The following is a 21,545-nucleotide window of genomic DNA, read 5'->3' on the forward strand; positions in this document are numbered from 1 at the left end:
CTACGCAGCCCACCCCTCGGACTTGGCCTTCTCGATCGCGCGCTCGTGCTCCTCGTAGGTCTCGGAGAACGTGTGGTTGGAGTAGGAGCCGTTCTCGATGATGAGGAAGTACTTGTAGTTGGTCGTCGCGGGGTCCGCGGCGGCCTTGAGGGCCTCGAGGCCCGGCGTGCAGATGGGCGTGGGCGTGAGCCCCTGGTTGAGGTAGGTGTTGTAGGGGCTCTCCTTGGTGAGGTCCTCGGCCGTGACCTCTCCCCCGGTGACGTAGCCCATGGTCGCGTCGCTCTGGAGCGCCATGCCGTCCCTCAGGCGGTTGTAGATGGCGGACGCCACGAGCGGGCGGTCGGTGTCGCTGATCGCCTCGCGCTCGATAATAGACGCCACCTTGAGGATGTCGTAGTTCGTGAGGTCGAGGTTGTAGGCCGACTTGATCTTGGAGCGGGCGCCCGCGAGGTCCACGTCGGCGATCTCGACCGCGTACTGGTCGAGCATGTCGCGGATGATCGCGTCGGCCGTGACCTCGCGACCGTCGAAGTCGTAGGTCTTCGGGTAGAGGAAACCCTCGAGCGAGTCGTTGGCGGCCTCCGCGAGGAACGGGTAGCTCGAGACGTAGTTGGACGCCTTGGCCTGCGCGAGGAAGTCCGACGCGGAGATCGAGGTCTGCTGCTCGACGGCCGCGGCGGTCTTCTGCAGCGTGAGGCCCTCGGCCACGGTGATCCTGTTCGCGGTGGAGTTGGAGCCCGCCGAGAGGATGCTCACGATGTTGTCGAGGCTGTCGCCGCAGGTGAGCTCGAAGGTGCCGCTCTTCATGCTGGACTCGGCGCCCTTGGCGTGCACGGCGTCCTTGAACTCGCGCTCGTTCGCGATGACGCCGGCCTCGAACAGCACGCGCGCGATGTCGGCGCCCGACGCGCCGTCGGGGATGCGCACGCTGACGAGCTTGCCGGACTCAACCTTCTGGGTCTCGCCGAAGAGCGCGGAGGTGCAGCGCGGCACGAGGAAGAAGGCGATCAGGAGGACGACCAGGAGGCCGGCGCCGATGACGACCAGGTTCCTGCCGTCGGGCGCGCCCGTGCCGCCGGGGCGCCTGCCGGACGGGCGCCCGCCGGAGGGCCTGGCCTGCGCGCGGTACGCCTCGGACGCGGGACGCACCTGCTGACGAGCCTGCTGGGGACGGACATGGCCTGCGACGTGCTGCTGGCGCGCGGCGTGACTCGCGGGGCGAGCCTGCGGGCGAGAAGAGCCTGCGCTCGGCCTCGAGGCGCGCGCCTGGGGCGGGGCGTCTTTGCGCGCGGTGAAGTGGCGCGCCCTGGGGTTGCGGTCTTCGGTCATTGGTTCGCCTGCTCTCTATGGGCGTCGAGCCATGCCTGCAGAAACAGCGAGGCGGCCACCATGTCGACCTTGCCTCGCATGGACTTCTCGCTCAATCCCTCTGCTCGAAGGATACGCTTGGCCTCCTGCGAGGAGAGGCGCTCGTCAGCGAACTCCAGGGGAAGTCCGCACGCCGAGGCAATCTGGCGAGCCTGAGCCATGATCTTCTCGGCTTGCGGGCCGTCCTCCCCCGAGAGGGTCTTGGGACGGCCGCAGACGAGCACCTCGGGCTCGTAGTCCTCGAGGATCATGCGGAAGGTCCTGCTCATCGAGAGGACCTCCTGCGCAGGGAGGACCTTGACGGGAGAGGCGATGGTTCCCGACGCGTCGGTCGCGGCGACGCCGATGCGAACCTCGCCTATGTCCAGCGCCAAGGCCCTCACTGGGATTCCTATGCGTTAAGGAGGCTCTTGGCGGCGTCGAGCGCGGCGTCGATGCCGGAGGCGTCGGAGCCGCCCGCCTGGGCCATGTTGGGCCTGCCGCCACCGCGGCCGCCGACGTGGCCGGCGATCTCCTTGATGACGTTGCCGGCGGCAAATCCCGCGGCGACGGCGGAGTCGGTGCCCGCGGCGAGCAGGCCGACCTTGCCGTCAGCGACGCTGGCGAGGACGCAGGCGCAGTCGGCGCCGAGCTTGTCGCGGACCGTGTCCCACACGCCGCGGAGCTCCTTGCCGCCGATGTTGTCGAGGCGGGCGATGACGAGCTTGTAGGCGCCCATGTCGACCGCCGCGGAGACGGCGTCGCTCACCTGGCTGGACGAGCCACCGACGAGGGCGGCCTTGAGCTTCTTCTCGGCGTCGGCGCGCTCCTCCTTGAGCTGCTCGACGCGGGTGAGCACCTCGGAGGGACGGCACTTGAGGGAGCTGGCGACCTCGTCGAGGCCGGCGAGGCGCTCGTCGACGTACTCGATGGCGCCGACGGAGGTGACGGCCTCGATGCGGCGGGCGTTGGAGCCCACGGAGCCCTCGGAGACGATCTTGAAGATGCCGAGCTCGGCCGTGTTGCGGGCGTGGGTGCCGCCGCAGAGCTCGCGGGAGAAGGGCTCGTCGGAGTCGCCGGTGGAGACGACGCGGACGACGTCGCCGTACTTCTCGCCGAAGAGTGCGACAGCGCCGGCGGCCTTGGCCTCGTCGATGCCCATGACCTTGGTCACGATGGGCTCGGCGGCGAAGATCTCGGCGTTGACCATGCCCTCGATGCGGGCGACCTCCTCGGCCGTGAGAGCCTCGAAGTGGGTGAAGTCGAAGCGCAGGCGATTGGGCGAGACGAGCGAGCCGGCCTGGCTCACGTGGTCGCCCAGGACGCGCTTGAGCGCGGCGTCGAGGAGGTGGGTCGCGGTGTGGTTGCGGCGGATGAGCTCGCGGCGGCCGTGGTCGACGGTCGTGGTGACCGCGTCGCCGACGTGCAGCTCGCCCTCGACGACCTCGCTCACGTGGGCGACGACGCCGCCCTCGTGGTGCTTGGCGTCGCTGACCTCGAGGCGGGCGGAGTCGGAGGCGATGGAGCCGGTGTCGCCGACCTGGCCGCCCATCTCGCCGTAGAAGCTCGTCTTGTCGAGGACGACCTCGACCGACTCGCCGGCGTGGGCGACCTCGCGCTCCTCGCCGTCGACGACGAGGGCGAGGACCTTGCAGCCCTCGGCGACGTCCGAATCGTAGCCGCAGAACTCGGTCTCGGCGATGTGGTCGGAGACGGCAGCCCACACGTTGTTGGCGGCGCCCCAGGCGTCGCGGTTGGCGCTCTGGCGGGCGCGGTCCCTCTGCGCCTCCATCTCGCGCTCGAAGGCGTCCATGTCGACCTCGTGGCCGGCGTCCTCGGAGATCTCGCGGGTGAGGTCGATGGGGAAGCCGTAGGTGTCGTGCAGCTTGAAGGCGACCTCGCCGGAGAGGACGGCGCCCTCGGCGAGCTTCTCGAGCTCGGCCTGGAGCATGGTCTCGCCGGCGTTCAGGGTGGCGCCGAAGCGCTCCTCCTCGGCGGAGATGATGCCGTCGATGAGGGCCTGGTTCTCGACGAGGGCCTCGTACTGGTCGCCGAGGACCTCGGTCACCTCGTGGGCGTAGGTGGTGAGGAAGGCGCCCTGGATGCCGAGGAGGCGTCCGTGGTAGACGGCGCGGCGAAGCAGGCGCCTGAGCACGTAGCCACGGCCCTCGTTGGACGGGAGGATGCCGTCGCCGATCATGAAGGTGACGGCACGAGAGTGGTCCGCGAGGATGCGGAGGCTCTTGTCGGTGTCGTTGGCCGAGGCGTGGTACTCGACGCCGGAGAGCTTCTCGCCGAGGGCGATCAGCGAGCGCATGACGTCTCCCTCGTAGTTGGAGCCCTTGTGCTGCATGATGGCCGCGATGCGCTCGAGGCCCATGCCGGTATCGATGTTGCGGTGCGGGAGGTCGGGCATCGAGCCGTCCTCCTGGCGGTCGTACTGCGTGAAGACGAGGTTCCAGAACTCGAGGTAACGGTCGCCGTCGTCGCCGGGGGCCTCGCCCTCGAACTCGGGGCCCTGGTCGAAGTAGATCTCGGAGCAGGGGCCGCAGGGACCGGTGGGACCGGCCGCCCAGAAGTTGTCCTCCTCGCCGAGGCGGGAGATGTGGTCGTAGTCGACGCCGTGGCTGTGCCACAGCTCGATGGCCTCGTCGTCGTTCTCGAAGACCGTGAAGTAGAGGCGGTCCTTGGGAAGGCCGAGGTGCTCGGGGCTCGTGATGAACTCGTAGGCCCAGGCGATGGCGTCGGCCTTGGTGTAGCCGCCGAAGGAGAAGTTGCCGAGCATCTCGAAGAACGAGAGGTGGCGGGCGTCGCCGATGTTGTCGATGTCATTGGTGCGCAGGCACTTCTGGCACGACGTGGCACCGATCTCCCTCATCGTCTTGGTGCCCTGGTAGTACTCCTTGAACTGGTTCATGCCCGCGTTGGCGAGCAGGAGCGACGGGTCGTCGGGGATAAGGGAGGACGAGGGGTAGAGCTTGCAGCCCTTCTCCTCGAAGAACTTCAGGTAGTCCGCGCGAATCTCGGCGGTGGTCATGGTCTTGTAGTCTGTCGTGCTCATTGTTCTCCTCAGCCTTTGCGAGTGACGCACTTGCGCTCAACATCATACGTGAATCTGATGCACGTGGAAGCAACACACAAAAACGCCCGCGCAGGGCGTGAGCCGTGCGCGGGGCGCGGAGGCGTTTGGCCTGGGCCTAGCCCATGACCCCCTCGGGGTCGATGCGTTCGCGGACCTTCTCGAGGGTGCGGCGCAAGAGCCTCGAGACCTGCACCTGCGAGATGCCGAGGCGCTTGGCGATCTCGACCTGCGTGAGGCCGTCGAGGAAGCGCATGCGGATGATCTCCTGCTCGCGCGGGGAGAACTCGGCGATGGCCTCCTCGAGCAGCATGCGGTCGTCGGAGGAGGCGAGGTCCTCGTCCTCGGAGGCGAAGCGGTCGATGACCGAGGGCGCGTCATCGTCGTCGCGCGACGGCGCCTCGAGCGGCACGGAGCTGTAGGCGCTCGAGGACTCCATGGCCTCGAGGACCTCGTCGACCGAGCAGTCGAGGGCGCTCGCGATCTCCTCGACGGAGGGAGAACGCTGGAGGTCCTTGGTGAGCTCCTCGGTGACCTGGTTGACCTTGGAGGAGAGCTCCTGCAGGCGCCTCGGGACGCGGACCGACCAGCCCTTGTCGCGGAAGTGGCGCTTGATCTCGCCCATGATCGTGGGCGTTGCGAACGTGGTGAACTCGAGCCCGCGGGCCGGGTCGAAGCGGTCGATCGCCTTAATGAGGCCGATGGTGCCGACCTGCACGAGGTCGTCGAGCGGCTCTCCCCTGTTCTTGAACTTGGACGCGAGGAACCTGACGAGGTTGAGGTGGCTCACGACGAGCTGCTGGCGCGCCTCCTCGTCCCCCTCCTCCTTGTAGAGGCGGAAGAGCTCCCTCGTGCGCTCCTTGTCCCAGGCGAGCTTGCCCTTGGGCGTGCGCGCCGAGGCGCGACGGCGGGCGGCTCGCTCGCGGGCGGCGTCGCTACCGGGCATTGTCCTGGCCGATCGTCTTGGTGAGGCGCAGCGTGGCGCCATCGACGACGTCGCACGAGTCGCAGACGGCCTCGAGCAGGAGCTTCACGAGGTCGAGGTCTGCGCCCGCCTCAGCGGGGTCCGCCTCGCCGAGCGCGAAGTCGAGGCTCGCGCGCCCGTCGGCGAAGTCGAGCTCGATGTCACAGGAAGTGGGCTGCGTGGCGCAGCTCAGGACGAAGCCCTCCTCGGCGATCATGCGAAGGTCCTCGACCTCGTCGACGCCGAGGTCGCACAGGACCGCGAGGTTGGCGACGGTCATGCGGACGAGTCGGGCGTAGCGTGCCTCGGCGGGGACGCTCAGCCTGACGGCGCTCTGGCCCGCCATCCCTACTCGCCCTCGTTCTCGGAGGAGTCAGAGGCGGAGTCGTCACTCTTCTCGGCGGCGTCGCTCTTCTCGGCGGGCTTCTCCGCGTAGGTCACGTAGCCGGAGTTGTGCTGCTCCTCCTCGGCCTCGTCGGCGGCCTCGATCTGGGCGGGCGCGGCGCCCTCGATGGCGGGGGCGGGCTCGCCCTTCTTGCCGGTGATCTTGTTGACGATGCCGGTGGCGGCGTTGGCGGCCGTGTTTGCGACCTGGTTGACGGCGCCGGTGACGCCGGCGGCGGTCTCGGAGACCGAGGAGACGTCGTCGAGGATGCCGTTGACCTGGCGCAGGCTGACGTTCACCTCGTCGAGGGAGACGCTGACCTTCTCCATGAGCGGGTCGACCTGGCGCAGCGACGGCTGGAGGTCGTCCATGACGCCGTCGAGCTTGGAGATGATCGGCTGGACCTGCTCGATGGTCTCGTTGGCGTTGCGGCCGACCTCATCGACGGTGGAGCGGGCCTTCCTGATGGTGAGCGCGAGCTCGACGACGGCCCAGACGCCTACGGCGGCCAGGACCAGAAGCAAAATCGTCATGGGATCGAACTGCATGATGGTGCGCCCTTCTCTCCATGCGCGCTGCGGCGCGCGCGAACGTGCGGTCTTCGGATTACTCTTGCATTCTACCCGTTTGTCTTCCCTTTACCCGTGGCCCTGCCGCCGTTGGCGGCACGCGCCGCCCGGTCGCGCTCCGTCGACTCGAGGCGCCAGGCCTCCCAGCCGCGCGGGCTCGGGAAGAAGAAGTCGCCCGCCGAGAGGCCCTCGGGCAGGTAGCGCTGCGGGACCCAGCCGCCCTCGAAGTCGTGCGGGTAGAGGTAGTCGCCGTAGTCCTCCGAGCCCGGGCGGTGCCGGTCGCGCAGGTATGCGGGCACCTCGCGGCGGGGGCCGGAGCGCACCTCGGAGAGGGCGGCGTCGATGCCGGCCTCGCAGGCGTTGGACTTGGGCGCGAGCGCGACGTAGAGCGCGGCCTGCGCGAGGTTGATGCGGCACTCCGGGTAGCCTATGACCTCGGCGGACTTGAACGCGGCCTCGGCGACGAGAAGGGCCTGCGGGTCGGCGTTGCCGACGTCCTCGGAGGCATGAATCATGATGCGCCTCGCGATGAACTTGGGGTCCTCCCCCGCGTCGATCATGCGCGCGAGCCAGTAGAGGGTCGCGTCGGGGTCGCTGCCGCGCATCGACTTGATGAACGCGGAGATGATGTCGTAGTGCATGTCGCCGCCCTTGTCGTAGGGCAGGCCGCGGCGGGGGTTGGCGTCGAGCACGTGCTCGCGCGTGATGAGGATGCGGCTCTTCTCGCCTGCGCCATCGCCCTTGGCGGCGTCGGGGGACGTCGGGTCGGAGGGGGCGTCCGCCGGGGCGGCCATCTGGCTTGCGAGCTCGAGCGACGTGAGCGCCGAGCGGCCGTCGCCCGCGGCGAGCGTCACGATCTCGTCGAGGGCGTCGTCGGCGAGGTCGAAGGCGCCGTCGAGGCCGAACTTGTCGTCGAGGGCGCGGGTGACGAGCTCGCGGATCGCGTCGTCGGAGAGCGGCTCGAGCTCGACCACGCGCGAGCGCGAGATGAGGGCGGAGTTGACCTCGAAGTAGGGGTTCTCGGTCGTGGCGCCGACGAGGATGACCGTGCGGTCCTCGACCGCGTGCAGGAGCGCGTCCTGCTGGGCGCGGTTGAAGCGGTGGATCTCGTCGACGAACAGGATCGTGCGCCGGCCGCTCGTGAGCAGGCGCGACTCGGCGGCCTCGGTGGCCTGGCGCAGGTCCTTCACGGTGCCGGTGACGGCCGAGACCTCGACGAACTCGGCGTGGGTGGTGTTCGCGATGATGCGCGCGAGCGTGGTCTTGCCGGTGCCGGCCGGGCCGTAGAGCAGAACCGACGAGAGCGTGTCGTGCTCGATGGCGCGCCTGAGCCACGAGCCCGGCCCGACGGCCTTCTCCTGTCCGACGTAGCCGTCGAGGGTCTGCGGGCGCATGCGCACCGCGAGCGGGGCGTTGACCTTGCGCTTGTAGCGCTCGATGTCCGAGAAGAGCGTGTCCATGGTGGTGCCTTGTCTCTTGATGCGTGACGGTGCGCGGCCGCTAGCCGAAGTAGCCGCGGCGTGGGAAGATCTCGCGGGCCTTGGGGAAGTGGCGCGAGCAGGCCTCGACGAAGTAGTCGTCGCTCATCGCGGCGATGTAGTCGGCCACGCACTGGTCCGGGTCGGCCTCCCAGTCGTAGGAGCGGCCGTAGAAGGAGAGGGAGCGCGTGATGGGCCCGATGTGGTGCCTGAAGATGGCGTCGTCCTCGTCGCCGGCGGCGAGCGCGTCGATCTCGCGCTCGTAGAGGCTGCGGAAGAGGTCGTTGACGGCCTCGGGCAGGTCGCCCTTGATCTCGGCGGAGCCGTAGATCTTCTCGTAGTTCTCGCGCTTGGCGCGGGAGAGCTCGGCGAAGCCCTCCTCGCTCATCTCGATGACGGGCTTGCCGAAGCTGTTCTCGACCACGTCGGCCACGAAGGCGGAGAGGGCCCAGGCGTTGTAGGCGCCGCCGAGGCCGTCGTCGAAGGAGTCCTCGCTCACGAGGCCGGCGCGGATGGCGTCCTGTCGGTCCTTCCCCACGTAGGCGATGATGTCGGAGATGCGCATGACGCAGCCCTCGAGCGTCATGGGCCTGAGGGACAGGACCTGCCGGGGGCCGTCCTGCCAGCACCTCTCGACCACGCGGTCGAAGGTCGCGAAGTCGGAAAGGCCGCTCGTCTCGAAGCGCTGGCACTCGAACTCGCCGTTGTGGCAGATCATGCCGTCGAGGGTCTGGAGCGAGACGTTGCGGCCGTAGATGCGGTCGATCACGCGGACGCTCTGGACGTTGTGCATGAAGTGGCGGCCCGTGCGGTCGTGGAAGACGTTGTTGAGGAAGCGCTCGCCGGCGTGGCCGAAGGGCGTGTGGCCGATGTCGTGGCCGAGCGAGATGGCCTCGATGAGGTCGAGGTTGAGGCCGAGCGCGCGTCCGATGTCGCGCGCGACCCGGCTGACGAGCTGCTCGTGGAGGCCGCGACGGGTGAGGTCGTCGTTCGCGCGGAAGGAGAAGACCTGGGTCTTGCCGTTGAGGCGGTTGTAGGCCGGGGTATGCATGATCTTCTCGGCATCGCGCACGAAGGCGGGGCGCAAAAGCGTCGCCTCGTCGGCCGGGCGCGGCTCGCGGCGGATCGCGTCGGCGTCGGCGCAGGCGCAGGGGCTCATGCGGCCCTCGTCGAGCATGGCGCGGACGTGCGCGGCGACCGACGGCGAGAGCTTGCCGGTGAGGTTGGGCGCGCCGCGGTTGATCGAGGCGTCGCGTGCAAGTGGTGACATTGCGGGGCCTTTCTCGATGGTTTGGGCCTAGCCTACACCAACTGGCGGACGCGGGCCGAAGGGGCGCATGGGGTGGGGGCGCTGGGCCTGCAGCGCAAAACACGGTCGAGGGCGTGAATCTGCAGCGCGACGTGGCCTCGAGGGCGCGAGTGCCAGAAGGCGTGAACGCAGAATGGCCTCGAGGGCGCGAGTTTTTTTGGCGTCTGCAGCGCAGAATGGCCTCGAGGGCGCGGTTCTTTGATGCCTTGCAGCGCAGATGTGGGTTGAGGGCGCGACCGTCAGCGCAGAATGGTCTCGAGGGCGTGAGGTCAGTCGCGCCCTCGACGGCATTCTGCGCTGCAGCTCACGCCCTCAACACGGTTTTGCGCTGACCCCTCGCGCCCTCGACGGCAGTTTGCGCACAGATTCACGCCCTCGACGGCAGTTTGCGCTGAGCGGTCGCGCCCTCGACGGTGTTTTGCGCTGCGCGATCGGTGCGGAAGGCCTAGGCCGGCTCGTCGATGGAGTCGAGGTCGTCGAGAGGGGCGGCGGGCACGAGCGGGGCCGAGAGGTAGCACGTCTCGTTCGACGCGACGACGGTGAGGCCGAGGCGCTCCTGCAGGGCGAGCGACGCCTCGTTTCCGGCGAAGACCTCGCACCAGGGGACCTCTCCCCTGTCGAGCGTCTCGCGGATCTTGGCGGACTCGAGGGCGAGGCCCCAGCCCTGGCGGCGCCACGCCGGGAAGACCTCGAGCATGCCTATCGACCCGGAGGGGTGCTCGCCGACGAAGCCGACGAGCTCGCCGTTCTCGAAGCCGCCGAGGCAGCGGCCCGAGCGCAGCAGGTCGAGGATCTCGGCGTCGGTCTTGAACTCGGGGTGCGAGTAGAGGGTGCGGAGCGCGTAGAAGCTCTTCTCGTCCAGCGGACGGATGTCGCGCGAGGCGTCCCGCTTGGGCGCGCGCCTCTTCTCGAAGACGCAGACGTGGTAGGGCTCGACCTGCGTGAGGCCGCAGCGGTGCGTGACGTCGCGGACGAGGGCGGGCTCGAGGCAGTCGACGAGGGGCGCGTCGACGAGGGCCTCCACGACGCGCCTGCCGGCGGCGCGGTCGCGGGCCCAGAGCACCTGCATGCCCTCGGTCGTCTGCGCGAGGACGCAGCCGTCGTGGGCGTAGATGACCTGGCCTGCGCCGCGGCGGAGCATCTCGGCGAGCGGCAGCGCGCGGCGGGGCGCGCCGGAGAGCTCGGCGAGGGCGCACTCGCGCAGGCTCGCCTGGTCGCCGCCCGTGCGCATGACGCAGAGGAGGCGCTCGGCGATCTGGCGCGAGCCCTTTGCGTTGGGGTGCTCGTAGCCGTCGGCCATGAGGGATGCCTTGTGGTCGAGCAGGCGCCGTCCGTCGGCGAGGCGCATCTGGTCGTGCGGCGCGACGTGGGCCGCCAGGAAGGACGGAACGCTGGAGAAGCAGCTCAGGGGGTGCGACGGGTGCGAGTACTCGTCGTGCCAGAGCGGCGTCACGACCGTCGTGTCGACGCCGGGCCACAGGCGCGCGACCTCGAGCAGGTAGCTCCTGACGTCGCGCGTCACGAGGCGCGCGCGGCAGGGCTCGTAGCGGTAGTTCTCCCCGTACTCGACCACGATGCGCGCGGGCTCGATGGAGCGCGCGAGGCCGAAGAGCGAGCCGGGCTGGAAGACCTGGCCGCCGAGCCCCTGGTTGAGCAGGTCGAGGCCGAGCTCGTCGGCGAGAAGGGCCGGCCACGCGAGCGCGGGGTCGCCGCAGACGAAGCCCTGGGCGATCGAGTCGCCGAGGACGAGCAGGTGGGGGCGGTCGGCGACGGGCGCGATGGTCGTGCCGTTGCCCACGACCTTGCGCACGCTGCAGCCCCTCAGGCACGGCAGCCAGATGCGGACGCGGTGGGTGTCGCCCATGCCGGGCAGGCGCATGGGGGCGCCGGCGGGAACCTCGTCGAGGCTGTCGAGCGAGAAGAGCACGCTCTTCTCCCCCAAGGCGGGCACGGCCACGCCGAGGCGGTGCCCGTCGGAGACGCAGGAGAGCCCGTCGTGGGCGGAGGGCGCGTCGTCGGGGGCGAGGTCGTCGACCCAGCCCAGGACCGAGCGGGTGGCCGGGGGCTCCTCGTCGAGGCTGACCTCGACGGCGACCTCGGAGGAGTCGGTGTCGAACTCGATGCAGACGCCGGCCGTGGTGCGCGCCATCTGGCGGAAGAGGCCGGGGTGCCACGCCTGGCAGGAGCCGAGGGCGCGCATCTGCTCCTCGGAGAAGCGCCAGGGGCGAACCCAGCCGTCGGCCTCGCGGACCAGGCGGATCGCGCCGTGCAGCAGCGTCGATGCGTCCGCGCTCACGAGCGCGGAGGTCGGCCCGAGGGCCCCTATGGCGTCAAGCTGCCCCATTGACGGTCTCCGGTTTAGTAGCGTTTGCCTTGAGGACTTCCTATTCTGACACGGATCGGCCGGCCTCGGGCGCGGCGGGCGGAAAAACGATCAGCTCGCCACGGCCGAGCGGACGCGGCGGACGATCAAGCCGAAGATCTGCAGGAAGCCGACCTCGGACAGGGCGAACGTGATGCAGAGGACGAGCGCGCGCCTCGAGAGCGCGTTGATGTCGAACACCTGCCAGAGCAGGCCGCAGCCCAGGGCGAAGCCCACGAGGCAGAGCACGATCACGAAGGCGCGGTAGCGGTTGATGGGGCGCGCGAGCCCGATGAGGATGAGGAAGCCCACGGCGGAGAGCAGGTAGGTGCTCGCCGTGGCGACGTCCTGCTCGGACACGTCGAAGATGTCGGCGAAGACGATCATGAGCGCGATTGCGACGAAGGACGTGAGCGCGGCCGGCAGCGACCTGACGAGCACGTCGGACAGGAAGCTGCCCTCGCGACGCTCCTCGTTGGGCTCGAAGGCCAAGAGGAACGCCGGCAGGCCGATGTTGAAGAACGAGATGAGCGACACCTGGTTGGGCGTGAGCGGGTAGGCGAAGGCCCCGAATATCGAGAAGAGCGCGAGCGCAAGCGAGAAGATGTTCTTGTACAGGAAGAGGGTCGCCGAGCGCGTGACGTTGTTCACGTTGCGGCGACCCTCGCTGACGACCTGGGCGAGGTGGGAGAAGTCGGAGTCGAGCAGCACCACCTGGGCCGCCTGGCGCGCGGCGTCGGCGCCCGAGCCCATCGAGATCGAGCAGTCGGCCTCGCGCATCGCGAGGATGTCGTTCACGCCGTCGCCGGTCATGGCGACGCGATGGCCCTGCGCGCGCAGCGCCGCGACGAGGGCGCGCTTCTGCTCGGGCGTCACGCGGCCGAACACGACCTTCGTCGCGGCGGCCTCCGCGAGCTGCTCGTCGGTCTCGAGCGTGGTCGCGTCGACCCAACGCTCGGCGCCGGCGACGCCCGCCTCGGCGGCGACGCGCGAGACCGTGAGCGGGTGGTCGCCCGAGATGACGCGCACGCTCACGCCCTGGCGCGCGAACTCGGCGAGGCTGGTGCGGGCGTCGGGCCTGACCTCGTTTCCGATCGCGACGAGGACGAGCGTGACGGGCGCCTCGGACGTGACGTCGGCGAGCGCGAGAACGCGGGCGCCGGCCGCGGTGCGCGCGGCGATGGCCTCGGTCACGGGGGCGGGGGCGCCCTCGCCCAGCACGATGTCGGGGGCGCCGAGGCGCAGGCTCTTCTCGGCGGTGGTGACTTCGCTGTACTTGGTGGTCGAGCTGAAGGGGAGGACCTCGGCCGCGGGGAGGGGCTCCCCGTCGGGCGCGAAGGCCGCGAGGGCGTGCGCCGTGGCGTTGCCGTCCCCCACCGTGGCGACGTAGGAGGCGAGAAGGGCGCGGGCCTCGGCCTCGCCGCCGGCCCCATCGCAGCAGAAGAGCTCGAGGACGCGCATGTCGGGCGAGGTGATGGTGCCCGTCTTGTCGACGCAGAGGACGTCGGCGCGGGCGAGCGACTCGACGCTGCGCATGTCGTGGAGCATGACGTGCTCGCGGGCAAGGCGCATGGCCGAGAGGGCGAGGGCGATCGTGACGAGGAGGTAGAGGCCCTCGGGGATCATGCCGATGACGGCGCCGACCATCTGGAGGATCGCCTCGGGAAGGGTCGTGCAGCCGTCCTGCATGGTGCGCCAGAGGAGTAGGCCGCCGACGGGGACGACGAGGATGCCGGCGACGAGCACGATGCGCTCGATGTCGCGGACCATCTCGGAGGGGCGCTCGCGGTGGCGCTTCGCGCTCGCGGTGAGGCCCGCGGCGTAGGAGTCGGCGCCGACGCGCGTCAGACGCGCCGAGAGCGAGCCGGTCGCAAGGTAGCTGCCGGAGAGGAGCTCGTCGCCCGCGCTCTTCTCGACCTCGTCGGGCTCGCCCGTGAGCAGGGACTCGTTGACGCCGGCGGATCCGGACACGACCCGCGCGTCTGCCGGGACCTGCTGGCCGGCCTCGAGGTGCACGAGGTCGCCCTGGACGAGGCGGTCGGAGGCGACGCTGACAGAGGCGCCGTCGCGGACGACCTCGTAGGAGGTCGCGTCGAGCAGGGCCAGGCGATCGATGACGCGCTTGGCGCGCAGCTGCTGGACGATGCCAATGACGGCGTTGGCGATGACGACGACCATGAACGTGAGGTCCTTGGGCGAGCCGGCGATCACGACCAGGACGGCCAGGGCGCAGAAGATGGCGTTGAAGTAGGTGAAGACGTTCGACGCAATGATCGCCAGGACGCTTCTGCCGGCCTGCGCGGGCGCGGCGTTGACCAAGCCGCGGCCGACCATCTCGTCAACCTCGGCCGAGGTCAGACCCTTTTCGGTGCTCATGTGTGCCTCTCGACGGGGAGCGCGACGCGCGCGACTACCACTCCTTGCGGATCGCAACGTTGTTGCACTCGCCATCGTACACGTAGGTGAAGTCGTCCATCGACTTCTTCACCATGAAGATGCCGAGGCCGCCGATCTTGGCGTCCTCGACGCTGTCGGGCTTGAGGGGGTTCGTAAGCGACAGCGGGTCGAAGGGGATGCCCTGGTCGACCAGCTCGATCGTGATCGCAGAGGGGCCCGCGGTGTAGACGTAGCTGACCGTGACGTCGCCCGGGTGGTCCTGGTCGGCATAGGCGTAGCGGCAGACATTGACGAAGAGCTCCTCGAGGGCGACCTCGACCTTGATCTTCACGCTGGCCGGACAGAGCCTGCGGTCGAGCTCGTCGCAGACGAATTCGCGGGCGCGACCGAGGTTCTCGATCACGGCGGGCATCGTGAGCGTGCCGGTGACCTCGGGGGCGACGCCGTACTCGAGCGAGAGGATCGTGACGTCGTCGGACTGCTCGGCGCCCGCGGCCCAGTCGGCGACGTCGGCGCGCAGGTGCCTCACGAGGTCGCGGGGGTGCAGCGTCGTGTGCGCGGCGAGGAAGGCCTCGAGGCGGTCGTTTCCGTACTCCTCCTCCGTCGGAGAGAAGGCCTCGTTGACGCCGTCGGTGTAGAGCAGGAGCTCGTCGCCGGCGACGAGCGTCAGCTGCGACTGGCGGTACTTGGCCGAGTCGAAGGTGGCGAGGAAGAGGCCGCCCTTCTCGGACAGCCAGCGCCAGCTGCCGTCGTGGCGCAGAAGCGGCGGGTTGTGGCCCGCGTTCACGTAGGTGAGCAGGCCGCTCTCGTAGTCGAGGGTGGCCGCCCACACCGTGACGAACATGCCGGCCTCGTTGTTGTCGCACAGCTGCAGGTTCGCGCTTGCGATCGCCTGGTCGAGCGCCATGCCGGTGCTCATGTAGTTCTTGATCTGGGTCTTGGCGGCCATCATGAAGAGCGCGCCGGGAACGCCCTTGCCCGCGACGTCGGCGATCAGGAAGCCGAGGGTGTGCTCGTCGATGAGGAAGAAGTCGTAGAAGTCGCCGCCGACCTCCTTGGCGGGGTCCATGCTCGCGAAGATGTCGAACTTGTCGATCTCGGGGAAGGGCGGGAAGGTGCGCGGCAGGGCGCCGGACTGGATGGCCTTGGCGGTGTGCAGCTCGCGCTCCATGCGGGTCTCGGCCTCGGCGATCCACCCCCTCAGGGCGCCGACCGTGTCGTTGATGCCTTCGGAGAGGGAGGCGAACTCCTCGCTGTCGCACGCATCGACGCGGACGTCAAGGTCGCCGGCCGTGATCTTTGCGAGGGAGCCGTTGGTCTTGTTGATGGGCTTGACGACGATCGTCGAGAGGAGACGCGCCGCAAGCACGTAGACGACGGCGAGCAGGACGAGGGTCGTGAAGGAGGTCCACAGCGCCGTGACGTGGCGCGTCTGGAAGACGATCGACGACGGCAGCGCCATCAGGATATAGCCACCGCCCGCGGAGGCGGCCTTCATGTAGCCGATCTGGGAGGTGGCGCCGGCGTCAAAGGAAGTGTCGAGGAGCTCGTCCATGTCGTGCACGTCGTAGAGGATCTGGCGCATGGAGCCGTCCTGCGCGAGGTTGTGGACCATCTCGGAGCCGGCGGGGCCGAAGAGCTGGTCGAGGCTGTCCCCAACGGGGTAGGCGGGGCTGTTGGAGTAGACGACCCGGTCGTCGACGACGAAGGCGACGGTGCCGTCCTCGAGCGAGAAGCCGCTGAAGGCAGGTGCCAGGTCGGCGCTTTGGGTGACGACGTCACGCGACTCGTTCGAGAGCGAGGGGAACTCGGGGATGGCACTGACCTTGGCAGCCGCGTCGACCCTCTCCCCCACCAGCTTGCTGAGGTAGCCGAGCTCGTCGCTCAGGTAGTCCGACTCGGCGTCCTCGCTCTGGATCGTGATGGCCGTGAACCCCACGGCCGAGACCGCCATGAAGACCAGGACGAGGACGAGGAGCAGGCGGGACCTGAACTGGAGCTTTATCCGCCCGCCGTTGCTCTGGCGACGCAGGTTCCAGACCGAGGCAGTGGAGACGACGACCATGACGAACATGAGAAGGGCGTCGAAGACGACCTGGAGCTCCAAGTTGCCGATTCCCACGAGCGCCGCAAGAAGGTCGCGCGAGACGATCGCCGCCCCGTTATCGTTCGCCACCGCCACGCCGCCCGCCTGGATGGCGTCATGGACCGACTGCATCGCAATCGCGATCAGCGAGTTAACAAGGAAGGCAATGCTCGCGATGAAGGAGACGACGAGGCAGACGAGCGCGACCCGGAGGATCTGACGCCCGGGCGCGGGCCTGTTCCTGAGCGCCACGGCGAACAGCAGGCCGAGCAGGAATCCGACGAGGGGGTAGAGCACGACGGAGTTGAGGGGCGTCACGAAGAACCGCTCGATGATGTCGAGCGGCTGGAAGTAGGCATGGAGGCCGAGAATGGCACCCGAGAGGAGCCCCTGTACGAAGCCGAGGCCCTTTCCGAGCAGGAGCGCGGCGACGGCGACGGGCGCGAGGAGCCCCATGACATAGCAGAAGTAGACGCCGTTGGCACCGAGGCCGATGAAGCCGAGCTGGGTGAAGGTCATCGATGCGGAGACGAGCGTGAGGGCGAACAGGGTGGTCAGCTTGGTCCTGCGATCCTCGTCGCCGAGGATGCCCTTCCAGTCGCGAATCCTCATGCGGCCCTCAGCCTGGCTCGCATCGTCCGAACGCCGTGCCGTGGTCGCGCGCTGTCCCATCGCTTCCCCTCTCGAAGGCCACGGGCGCCAGGTTCAGGCGCGCCGGTAGGTGCTCGTATATGTGGACATACTAGTTCAACGGACGCCCCCGGCGGGCATGGGGCTATCCGCGGGGCCGCTAGACGGAGTCGAGCGCGCGCTGCAGCACGACCACGGACCCGGAGTCGTCGTGGGCCAGGTAGTTGAAGTGCGTGAACCCACAGGCGATGGCCGCCTCACGCGCGCGTTCGAAGCCGCCCATGAGGAGGTCCGCGCTGTGGGCGTCGGCGCTGACGAAGATCTCGCCACCGAAGTCGTGCAAGGCGCGCAGCAGCTCGAGGCGCGGGTAGAGCTCGCACTTCCGGCCCCGGTTGTAGGCGCCGCAGTTGATCTCGAAGGGGACGCCCCTGTCGCGGGCAAGGTACTCCATGGCCTCGAGGGCGGGCGCGAGATAGGCGTCGCTCTTCTCGTCCACGAAGCCCATGGCGTCGTTGAAGCGGGTCACGAGGTCGAAGTGGCCGACGAAGGTGCAGTTTGTGCGCTCGTGCACCTGGGCCTCGAGCTCATAGTAGGCGCGGCAGAGCGCGAGCCAGTCGCCCGCGAAGTGCTCGCGGCAGAGGCGTCGCAGGTCGTCCTCGCTGCAGTCGACCGAGATCGGCTCGGGCGAGTCGACGTCGAGGAAGTGGGTCGAGCCGATGACGTACTCGGCGCCCGGGCAGCTCGCGGGGTCATAGAGGCAGTCGAGCTCGACGCCGAGCAGGATGTCGATGCGGTCCGCGTAGGCGATGCGCAGGCGGGTGACCTCGCGAACGTAAGCCGGCCAGTCCATGTGGATGTCGGCGTCCATGTGGCCGGAGAAGCCGAGGTGGGACATGTCGGCCGCGAGGGCGGCGCGGACCATGTCCTCGGGGGTGTCTGCGCCGTCGCAGAGGGTCGTGTGGGTGTGGTAGTTGCAGTCGAACATGGGCCTCCTAGCGCGGTTCGCCGGCGGCGCGCAGCAGCTCGCAGCCGTAGTCGGTGTCGCGGACGTGGGTGCAGCCGCGCTCGGTGGCGATGCGCGCGGCCATGATCAGGTCGCCGGCACAGCCCGAGAGGTGCAGGGCGAAGAGGCACCAGCCGAGAAGCGGCGCGCCAACCGCAAGGCAGGCGCCGAGGATGGCGAGGCTCAGAAGGACGGTCGGCGCCACGAGCACGCAGACGAAGCGCGGGCGCGTGAGGACGGAGCCGGCGGCAGACGTGTAGATGAGGCCGTTCTGCGCGCCGAAGGCGACGCGCACGGAGGGGCCGCCGAGCAGCTTGAAGGCCGCGGCGTGGACGAGCTCGTGGACCGCGAGGGCGACGACAGAGACAAGCGTGAGGGCGATCATCCAGCCGAGGTCCACGGCCTCGACCGAGGCGGCCAGGACCAGCGCGAGCGCGACGACGACGCCGAGCACGAGGACGCCGAACGAGAGCAGGGTCATGAGGCCCCGGAGTCGCTCGTCTCCCATGAGGTCGATGTCGCAGATCGTGTCCATGCGCCAAGGATAGCAAAGGCGCGGCTGAGCTGGCGGTGGGTGACGCCGATGCGCGACGAGGCGAAACATGCCGCTCGCTCCGACCGCAGTCGGACCCCGTCGGGGGCGCGCGTGCGACCTCGATGGGGTTTTGGGCACCCCCTTGCGCAATGTGGGATAATCGAGAGCTTGAACGGACCGGATCGAACCAAAGGATTGCGCCACATGGCAGACACCACCTCTGACGAGGCCCTGCGCCCCGCCTTCCCCAAGCGCGCCGTCATCACGGGCGGCATGCCCTACGGCAACAAGAACCTCCACTTCGGACACGTCGGCGGCGTCTTCGTCCCGGCAGACTTCTTCGCGCGGTTCCTGCGCGACCGCATCGGTCGCGAGAACGTCGTGTTCGTCTCGGGCACCGACTGCTTCGGCTCCCCCATCGCCGAGGGCTTCCGCAAGAAGGTCGAGGGCGAGGGCTTCGAGGGAACCATCGAGGACTATGTGCGCGCCAACCATGACCTGCAGAAGGAGGCGCTCGACGCCTACGGGATCTCGCTCGACCTCTTCGGCGGCTCCGGCCTCGACGACGCCAAGGACGTCCACCAGCAGGTCACCAACGAGCTCATCGAGAGGCTGTACGAGAAGGGCGTGCTGACCAAGCGCACGACCATGCAGTTCTTCGACGTTGAGGCCAACACCTTCCTCAACGGCCGCCAGGTGCAGGGCCACTGCCCGGTCAGGGGCTGCAAGAGCGAGAAGGCCTACGCCGACGAGTGCGACCTCGGCCACCAGTTCGACCCCGAGGAGCTGATCGCTCCGGTGAGCCAGCTCACCGGCACCACGCCCGAGCTTCGCCCAGTCGACAACTGGTACTTCGACCTGCCGCGCTTCCACGAGGTGCTCGAGAGCCTCATGGACGAGTGGGACGCCGACGACCAGGTGCGCTCGATCGTCACCAAGACCGTGCGCGAGTCGCTCGCGGCGCCGGTCATGTACATCCAGAACAAGTTCCGCGAGGGCTTCGACGCCGTCGCCTGCAAGCTGCCCGCCCACGAGCTCCGCGAGAGCGAGGGCAACCAGCAGTCCTTCTCCGTCAAGTTCGACAACTGGCAGGACCGCGACGACGCGCGCGACGTGCTCGCCGAGGCGGGCGTGCGCTTCCGCACGGGCAAGACGCTCCTCCCCTTCCGCATCACCGGCAACATCGAGTGGGGCGTGAAGGCGCCCGCGCTCGAGGGGACCGACGGCCTCACGGTCTGGTGCTGGCCCGAGAGCCTCTGGGCGCCGATCTCGTTCACGAGGACCGTGCTCGAGGCCGACGCCGCGAAGGGCGCCGGTCGCTACAGCTCTGACGACTGGCGCGATTGGTGGTGCTCCGACGATGCCCGCGTCTACCAGTTCATCGGGCAGGACAACATCTACTTCTACTGCACGGCCCAGCCCGCACTCTGGGAGGCCCTCGACTGGGGTCTCACGCAGGACATCCCCGTGGCGAACCACCACATCCTGTTCATGAACAAGAAGGCCTCGAGCTCGGGCGCCATCAAGCCGCCCATGGCCCGCGAGCTGCTCGACCACTACACCGCCGAGCAGCTGAGGACCCACTGGCTCTCCCTCGGCCTCGACCAGAAGGCCGTGTCCTTCTCGCCCAAGGCGTTCGACACGAGCGTCTCGCACAAGGACAAGAAGACCGGCGAGGAGGTCCTCGTGAAGGACGACCCGCGCGTGGTCGACCCCGCCCTCAAGGAGTCCGCCTTCCTCACCAACATCTTCAACCGCTTGGCGCGCAGCTGCTTCTACGGCGCCGCCAACGTCTGCGACGGCAAGCTGCCGGCCTTTGAGCCGCACGCCGAGGTCAAGCAGGCCTGCACCGACGCCGTGCTCGCGTTCGAGCGCTGCGCCCACGACTTCGACGCCCACGGCGCCCTGGCCGTCGCCGAGGAGTTCTGCCGCGCCGCCAACAAGCGCTGGGGCGACGCCTCCAAGGCGGCCAACGGCGAGGACGAGGCCTACGCCCAGGCCCTCGCCGACGCCTTCTGCGAGCTGCGCTGCGTGACGCTGCTCATGCACCCGGCCGTGCCCGCCGGCTGCGAGCGCATCTGCGAGCACATGGGATTTGCCGCCGACGCGTTCTTCGACTGGGGGAACGCCTTCCTCGACCCGAGGGAGCTCGCCGCCAAGCTCGGCGAGGCGCCCGAGGGGCACGCTATCGTCGAACTCCCGCCGCGCTTCGACTTCTTCGAGAAGCACCCCAGCCAGGTCAAGAAGGGCAAGTAGCCAACGCGAGGGCGGCGCCGGTTCATCGGGCGCCGCCCTTCTCATATGCGCCGCCGCGCGCCCGCCCAGCCCATCGCTCTCACCAAGGAGACACCATGGTCGACGTCCCGCAGCTCCACTTCCCCAGCGCGTACCTCCTGCCCACCGCTCCCCTCGTCTTCGCGCAGTCTGTCGAGATGCCTGACGGCGCCGCGATCGCGACCTTCGCGCACGCCCCCGCCGAGAAGAGCCTCCCCGAGGCCCTGGCCCAGGGCCTGTCCCCGGTCCTCCTCCTCCACGGCAACGGCGAGGAGCACGGCATCTTCGGCCCCACGATCGACGCCCTCTGCGAGGCCGGCCACACGGTCGTCGCCATCGACTCGCGCGCCCAGGGCCGCTCCACGAGGGGCACCGCTCCCCTGACCTACGAGCTCATGGCGGCCGACGCCCTGGCGGCCCTCGACCACCTGGGCATCGCGGCGGCCCACGTCGTGGGCTTCTCCGACGGCGCGATCGAGGGCCTGTTGATCGCCCGCGACCACCCCGAGCGCGCCCTCTCGCTGCTCTCGATCGGCGCGAACCTCACGCCCGACGGCGTGGACGACTCCTTCGAGATGGAGGCCATCGCGGATCGCCTGAGCGGCTGGGTCACCTACTGGACCGAGGGCGAGGGTGCCGAGAAGAGCGTGGACGCCGCCCTCCTCAACCCGCCGCTGGACGAGGCCGCGCGCACGGCCGAGCTGCTCCGCCTCATGGTCGTCGAGCCGCAGATCGACGCCGCGAGCCTCAACGTCATCTCCTGCCCCACGACCGTCATGGCCGGCGAGTTCGACGAAATCGACCGCGCCCAGACCGACCTCATCTTCCGCTCGATCCCCGGTGCCACCCTCCAAATCGTCGAGGGCTGCGGCCACACGCTGCCCAAGGAGGCTCCCGAGCGCGTGAGCGAGGCTGCGCTCGAGGTCATCGCGCGAGCCGGCGCGTAGGCTCTTCTCGCCCGCATAGGCGCAGCTCAGGTGCAGTCCCGCCAGTGCGCGGGGCGGCACCCTTCTCATGCATATGTGAAGATTGCAAGGTACCGAAGCATAGTTCATGTGAACGTGTTGACGCTCAATTTGTAGGTACCTAACATTCTTTCGTCAAACCATATGGACCGCACGAAGGAG

General features: G+C 69.0%; 15 protein-coding genes. 2 read left to right on the top strand and 13 right to left on the bottom strand.

Features of this window, described 5'->3' with window-relative positions; genetic code table 11:
- The 13 genes from mltG to M5D76_RS07455 form a co-directional block, all read right to left on the bottom strand.
- Entirely contained in the window at window positions 1-1,329 is a 1,329-nt protein-coding gene (gene mltG, locus M5D76_RS07395; RefSeq protein ID WP_248922743.1) for an endolytic transglycosylase MltG, read from the bottom strand.
- Window positions 1,326-1,751, bottom strand: a complete 426-nt coding sequence (gene ruvX, locus M5D76_RS07400; protein ID WP_248922744.1) for a Holliday junction resolvase RuvX — start codon at window positions 1,749-1,751, stop codon at window positions 1,326-1,328. The genes mltG and ruvX overlap by 4 nt, the downstream gene beginning before the upstream one ends.
- Window positions 1,752-1,759: 8 nt before the next feature.
- On the bottom strand, window positions 1,760-4,408 hold the full coding sequence (alaS, locus tag M5D76_RS07405) for an alanine--tRNA ligase (RefSeq protein WP_248922745.1): 2,649 nt from the start codon (window positions 4,406-4,408) through the stop codon (window positions 1,760-1,762).
- A 136-nt stretch (window positions 4,409-4,544) separates the two neighbouring features.
- Window positions 4,545-5,372: an RNA polymerase sigma factor SigF gene (locus M5D76_RS07410; RefSeq protein WP_248922746.1), complete on the bottom strand. Its 828-nt coding sequence runs from the start codon at window positions 5,370-5,372 to the stop codon at window positions 4,545-4,547.
- A complete protein-coding gene (locus M5D76_RS07415; RefSeq protein WP_248922747.1) occupies window positions 5,362-5,736 on the bottom strand; it encodes an ATP-binding protein in 375 nt (124 codons plus the stop codon). The genes M5D76_RS07410 and M5D76_RS07415 overlap by 11 nt, the downstream gene beginning before the upstream one ends.
- 2 nt (window positions 5,737-5,738) lie before the next feature.
- Window positions 5,739-6,323, bottom strand: a complete 585-nt coding sequence (locus M5D76_RS07420) for a DUF948 domain-containing protein (RefSeq protein WP_248922748.1) — start codon at window positions 6,321-6,323, stop codon at window positions 5,739-5,741.
- Window positions 6,324-6,394: 71 nt separating this feature from the next.
- On the bottom strand, window positions 6,395-7,804 hold the full coding sequence (locus tag M5D76_RS07425; RefSeq protein ID WP_248922749.1) for a replication-associated recombination protein A: 1,410 nt from the start codon (window positions 7,802-7,804) through the stop codon (window positions 6,395-6,397).
- A gap of 40 nt (window positions 7,805-7,844) precedes the next feature.
- Window positions 7,845-9,092: a deoxyguanosinetriphosphate triphosphohydrolase family protein gene (locus M5D76_RS07430; RefSeq protein ID WP_248922750.1), complete on the bottom strand. Its 1,248-nt coding sequence runs from the start codon at window positions 9,090-9,092 to the stop codon at window positions 7,845-7,847.
- A gap of 484 nt (window positions 9,093-9,576) precedes the next feature.
- Window positions 9,577-11,475 (bottom strand): GNAT family N-acetyltransferase, encoded by a 1,899-nt coding sequence (locus tag M5D76_RS07435; RefSeq protein ID WP_248922751.1) that lies wholly within the window; start codon window positions 11,473-11,475, stop codon window positions 9,577-9,579.
- Window positions 11,476-11,565: 90 nt separating this feature from the next.
- Entirely contained in the window at window positions 11,566-13,869 is a 2,304-nt protein-coding gene (locus M5D76_RS07440) for an HAD-IC family P-type ATPase (RefSeq protein WP_248922752.1), read from the bottom strand.
- 34 nt (window positions 13,870-13,903) lie between these two features.
- Complete coding sequence (locus tag M5D76_RS07445; protein WP_248922753.1) at window positions 13,904-16,588, bottom strand: SpoIIE family protein phosphatase; 2,685 nt, start codon at window positions 16,586-16,588, stop codon at window positions 13,904-13,906.
- A gap of 178 nt (window positions 16,589-16,766) precedes the next feature.
- Window positions 16,767-17,591, bottom strand: coding sequence for a histidinol-phosphatase HisJ family protein (locus M5D76_RS07450; protein ID WP_248922754.1), 825 nt, complete (start codon window positions 17,589-17,591; stop codon window positions 16,767-16,769).
- Window positions 17,592-17,598: 7 nt separating this feature from the next.
- Window positions 17,599-18,144 (bottom strand): DUF3267 domain-containing protein, encoded by a 546-nt coding sequence (locus M5D76_RS07455; RefSeq protein WP_248922755.1) that lies wholly within the window; start codon window positions 18,142-18,144, stop codon window positions 17,599-17,601.
- Between the two features lie 204 nt (window positions 18,145-18,348).
- Here M5D76_RS07455 and M5D76_RS07460 point away from each other — a divergent pair, with 204 nt between their 5' ends.
- Both M5D76_RS07460 and M5D76_RS07465 read left to right on the top strand, forming a co-directional pair.
- Complete coding sequence (locus M5D76_RS07460; RefSeq protein WP_248922756.1) at window positions 18,349-20,400, top strand: class I tRNA ligase family protein; 2,052 nt, start codon at window positions 18,349-18,351, stop codon at window positions 20,398-20,400.
- A gap of 95 nt (window positions 20,401-20,495) precedes the next feature.
- On the top strand, window positions 20,496-21,365 hold the full coding sequence (locus tag M5D76_RS07465; RefSeq protein WP_248922757.1) for an alpha/beta fold hydrolase: 870 nt from the start codon (window positions 20,496-20,498) through the stop codon (window positions 21,363-21,365).
- Window positions 21,366-21,545 lie beyond the last annotated feature (180 nt).

It is taken from the genome of Olsenella intestinalis, assembly GCF_023276655.1.
Classification (GTDB): Bacteria; Actinomycetota; Coriobacteriia; order Coriobacteriales; family Atopobiaceae; genus Olsenella_J; species Olsenella_J intestinalis.

What these genes read in the sequence shown, in the direction of transcription:
- mltG (WP_248922743.1), bottom strand. Translation starts at nt 1,329, where the DNA reads ATGACCGAAGACCGCAACCCCAGGGCGCGCCACTTCACCGCGCGCAAA.
- alaS (WP_248922745.1), bottom strand. Translation starts at nt 4,408, where the DNA reads ATGAGCACGACAGACTACAAGACCATGACCACCGCCGAGATTCGCGCG.
- M5D76_RS07410 (WP_248922746.1), bottom strand. Translation starts at nt 5,372, where the DNA reads ATGCCCGGTAGCGACGCCGCCCGCGAGCGAGCCGCCCGCCGTCGCGCC.
- M5D76_RS07415 (WP_248922747.1), bottom strand. Translation starts at nt 5,736, where the DNA reads ATGGCGGGCCAGAGCGCCGTCAGGCTGAGCGTCCCCGCCGAGGCACGC.
- M5D76_RS07420 (WP_248922748.1), bottom strand. Translation starts at nt 6,323, where the DNA reads ATGCAGTTCGATCCCATGACGATTTTGCTTCTGGTCCTGGCCGCCGTA.
- M5D76_RS07425 (WP_248922749.1), bottom strand. Translation starts at nt 7,804, where the DNA reads ATGGACACGCTCTTCTCGGACATCGAGCGCTACAAGCGCAAGGTCAAC.
- M5D76_RS07430 (WP_248922750.1), bottom strand. Translation starts at nt 9,092, where the DNA reads ATGTCACCACTTGCACGCGACGCCTCGATCAACCGCGGCGCGCCCAAC.
- M5D76_RS07435 (WP_248922751.1), bottom strand. Translation starts at nt 11,475, where the DNA reads ATGGGGCAGCTTGACGCCATAGGGGCCCTCGGGCCGACCTCCGCGCTC.
- M5D76_RS07440 (WP_248922752.1), bottom strand. Translation starts at nt 13,869, where the DNA reads ATGAGCACCGAAAAGGGTCTGACCTCGGCCGAGGTTGACGAGATGGTC.
- M5D76_RS07445 (WP_248922753.1), bottom strand. Translation starts at nt 16,588, where the DNA reads ATGAGGATTCGCGACTGGAAGGGCATCCTCGGCGACGAGGATCGCAGG.
- M5D76_RS07450 (WP_248922754.1), bottom strand. Translation starts at nt 17,591, where the DNA reads ATGTTCGACTGCAACTACCACACCCACACGACCCTCTGCGACGGCGCA.
- M5D76_RS07455 (WP_248922755.1), bottom strand. Translation starts at nt 18,144, where the DNA reads ATGGACACGATCTGCGACATCGACCTCATGGGAGACGAGCGACTCCGG.
- M5D76_RS07460 (WP_248922756.1), top strand. Translation starts at nt 18,349, where the DNA reads ATGGCAGACACCACCTCTGACGAGGCCCTGCGCCCCGCCTTCCCCAAG.
- M5D76_RS07465 (WP_248922757.1), top strand. Translation starts at nt 20,496, where the DNA reads ATGGTCGACGTCCCGCAGCTCCACTTCCCCAGCGCGTACCTCCTGCCC.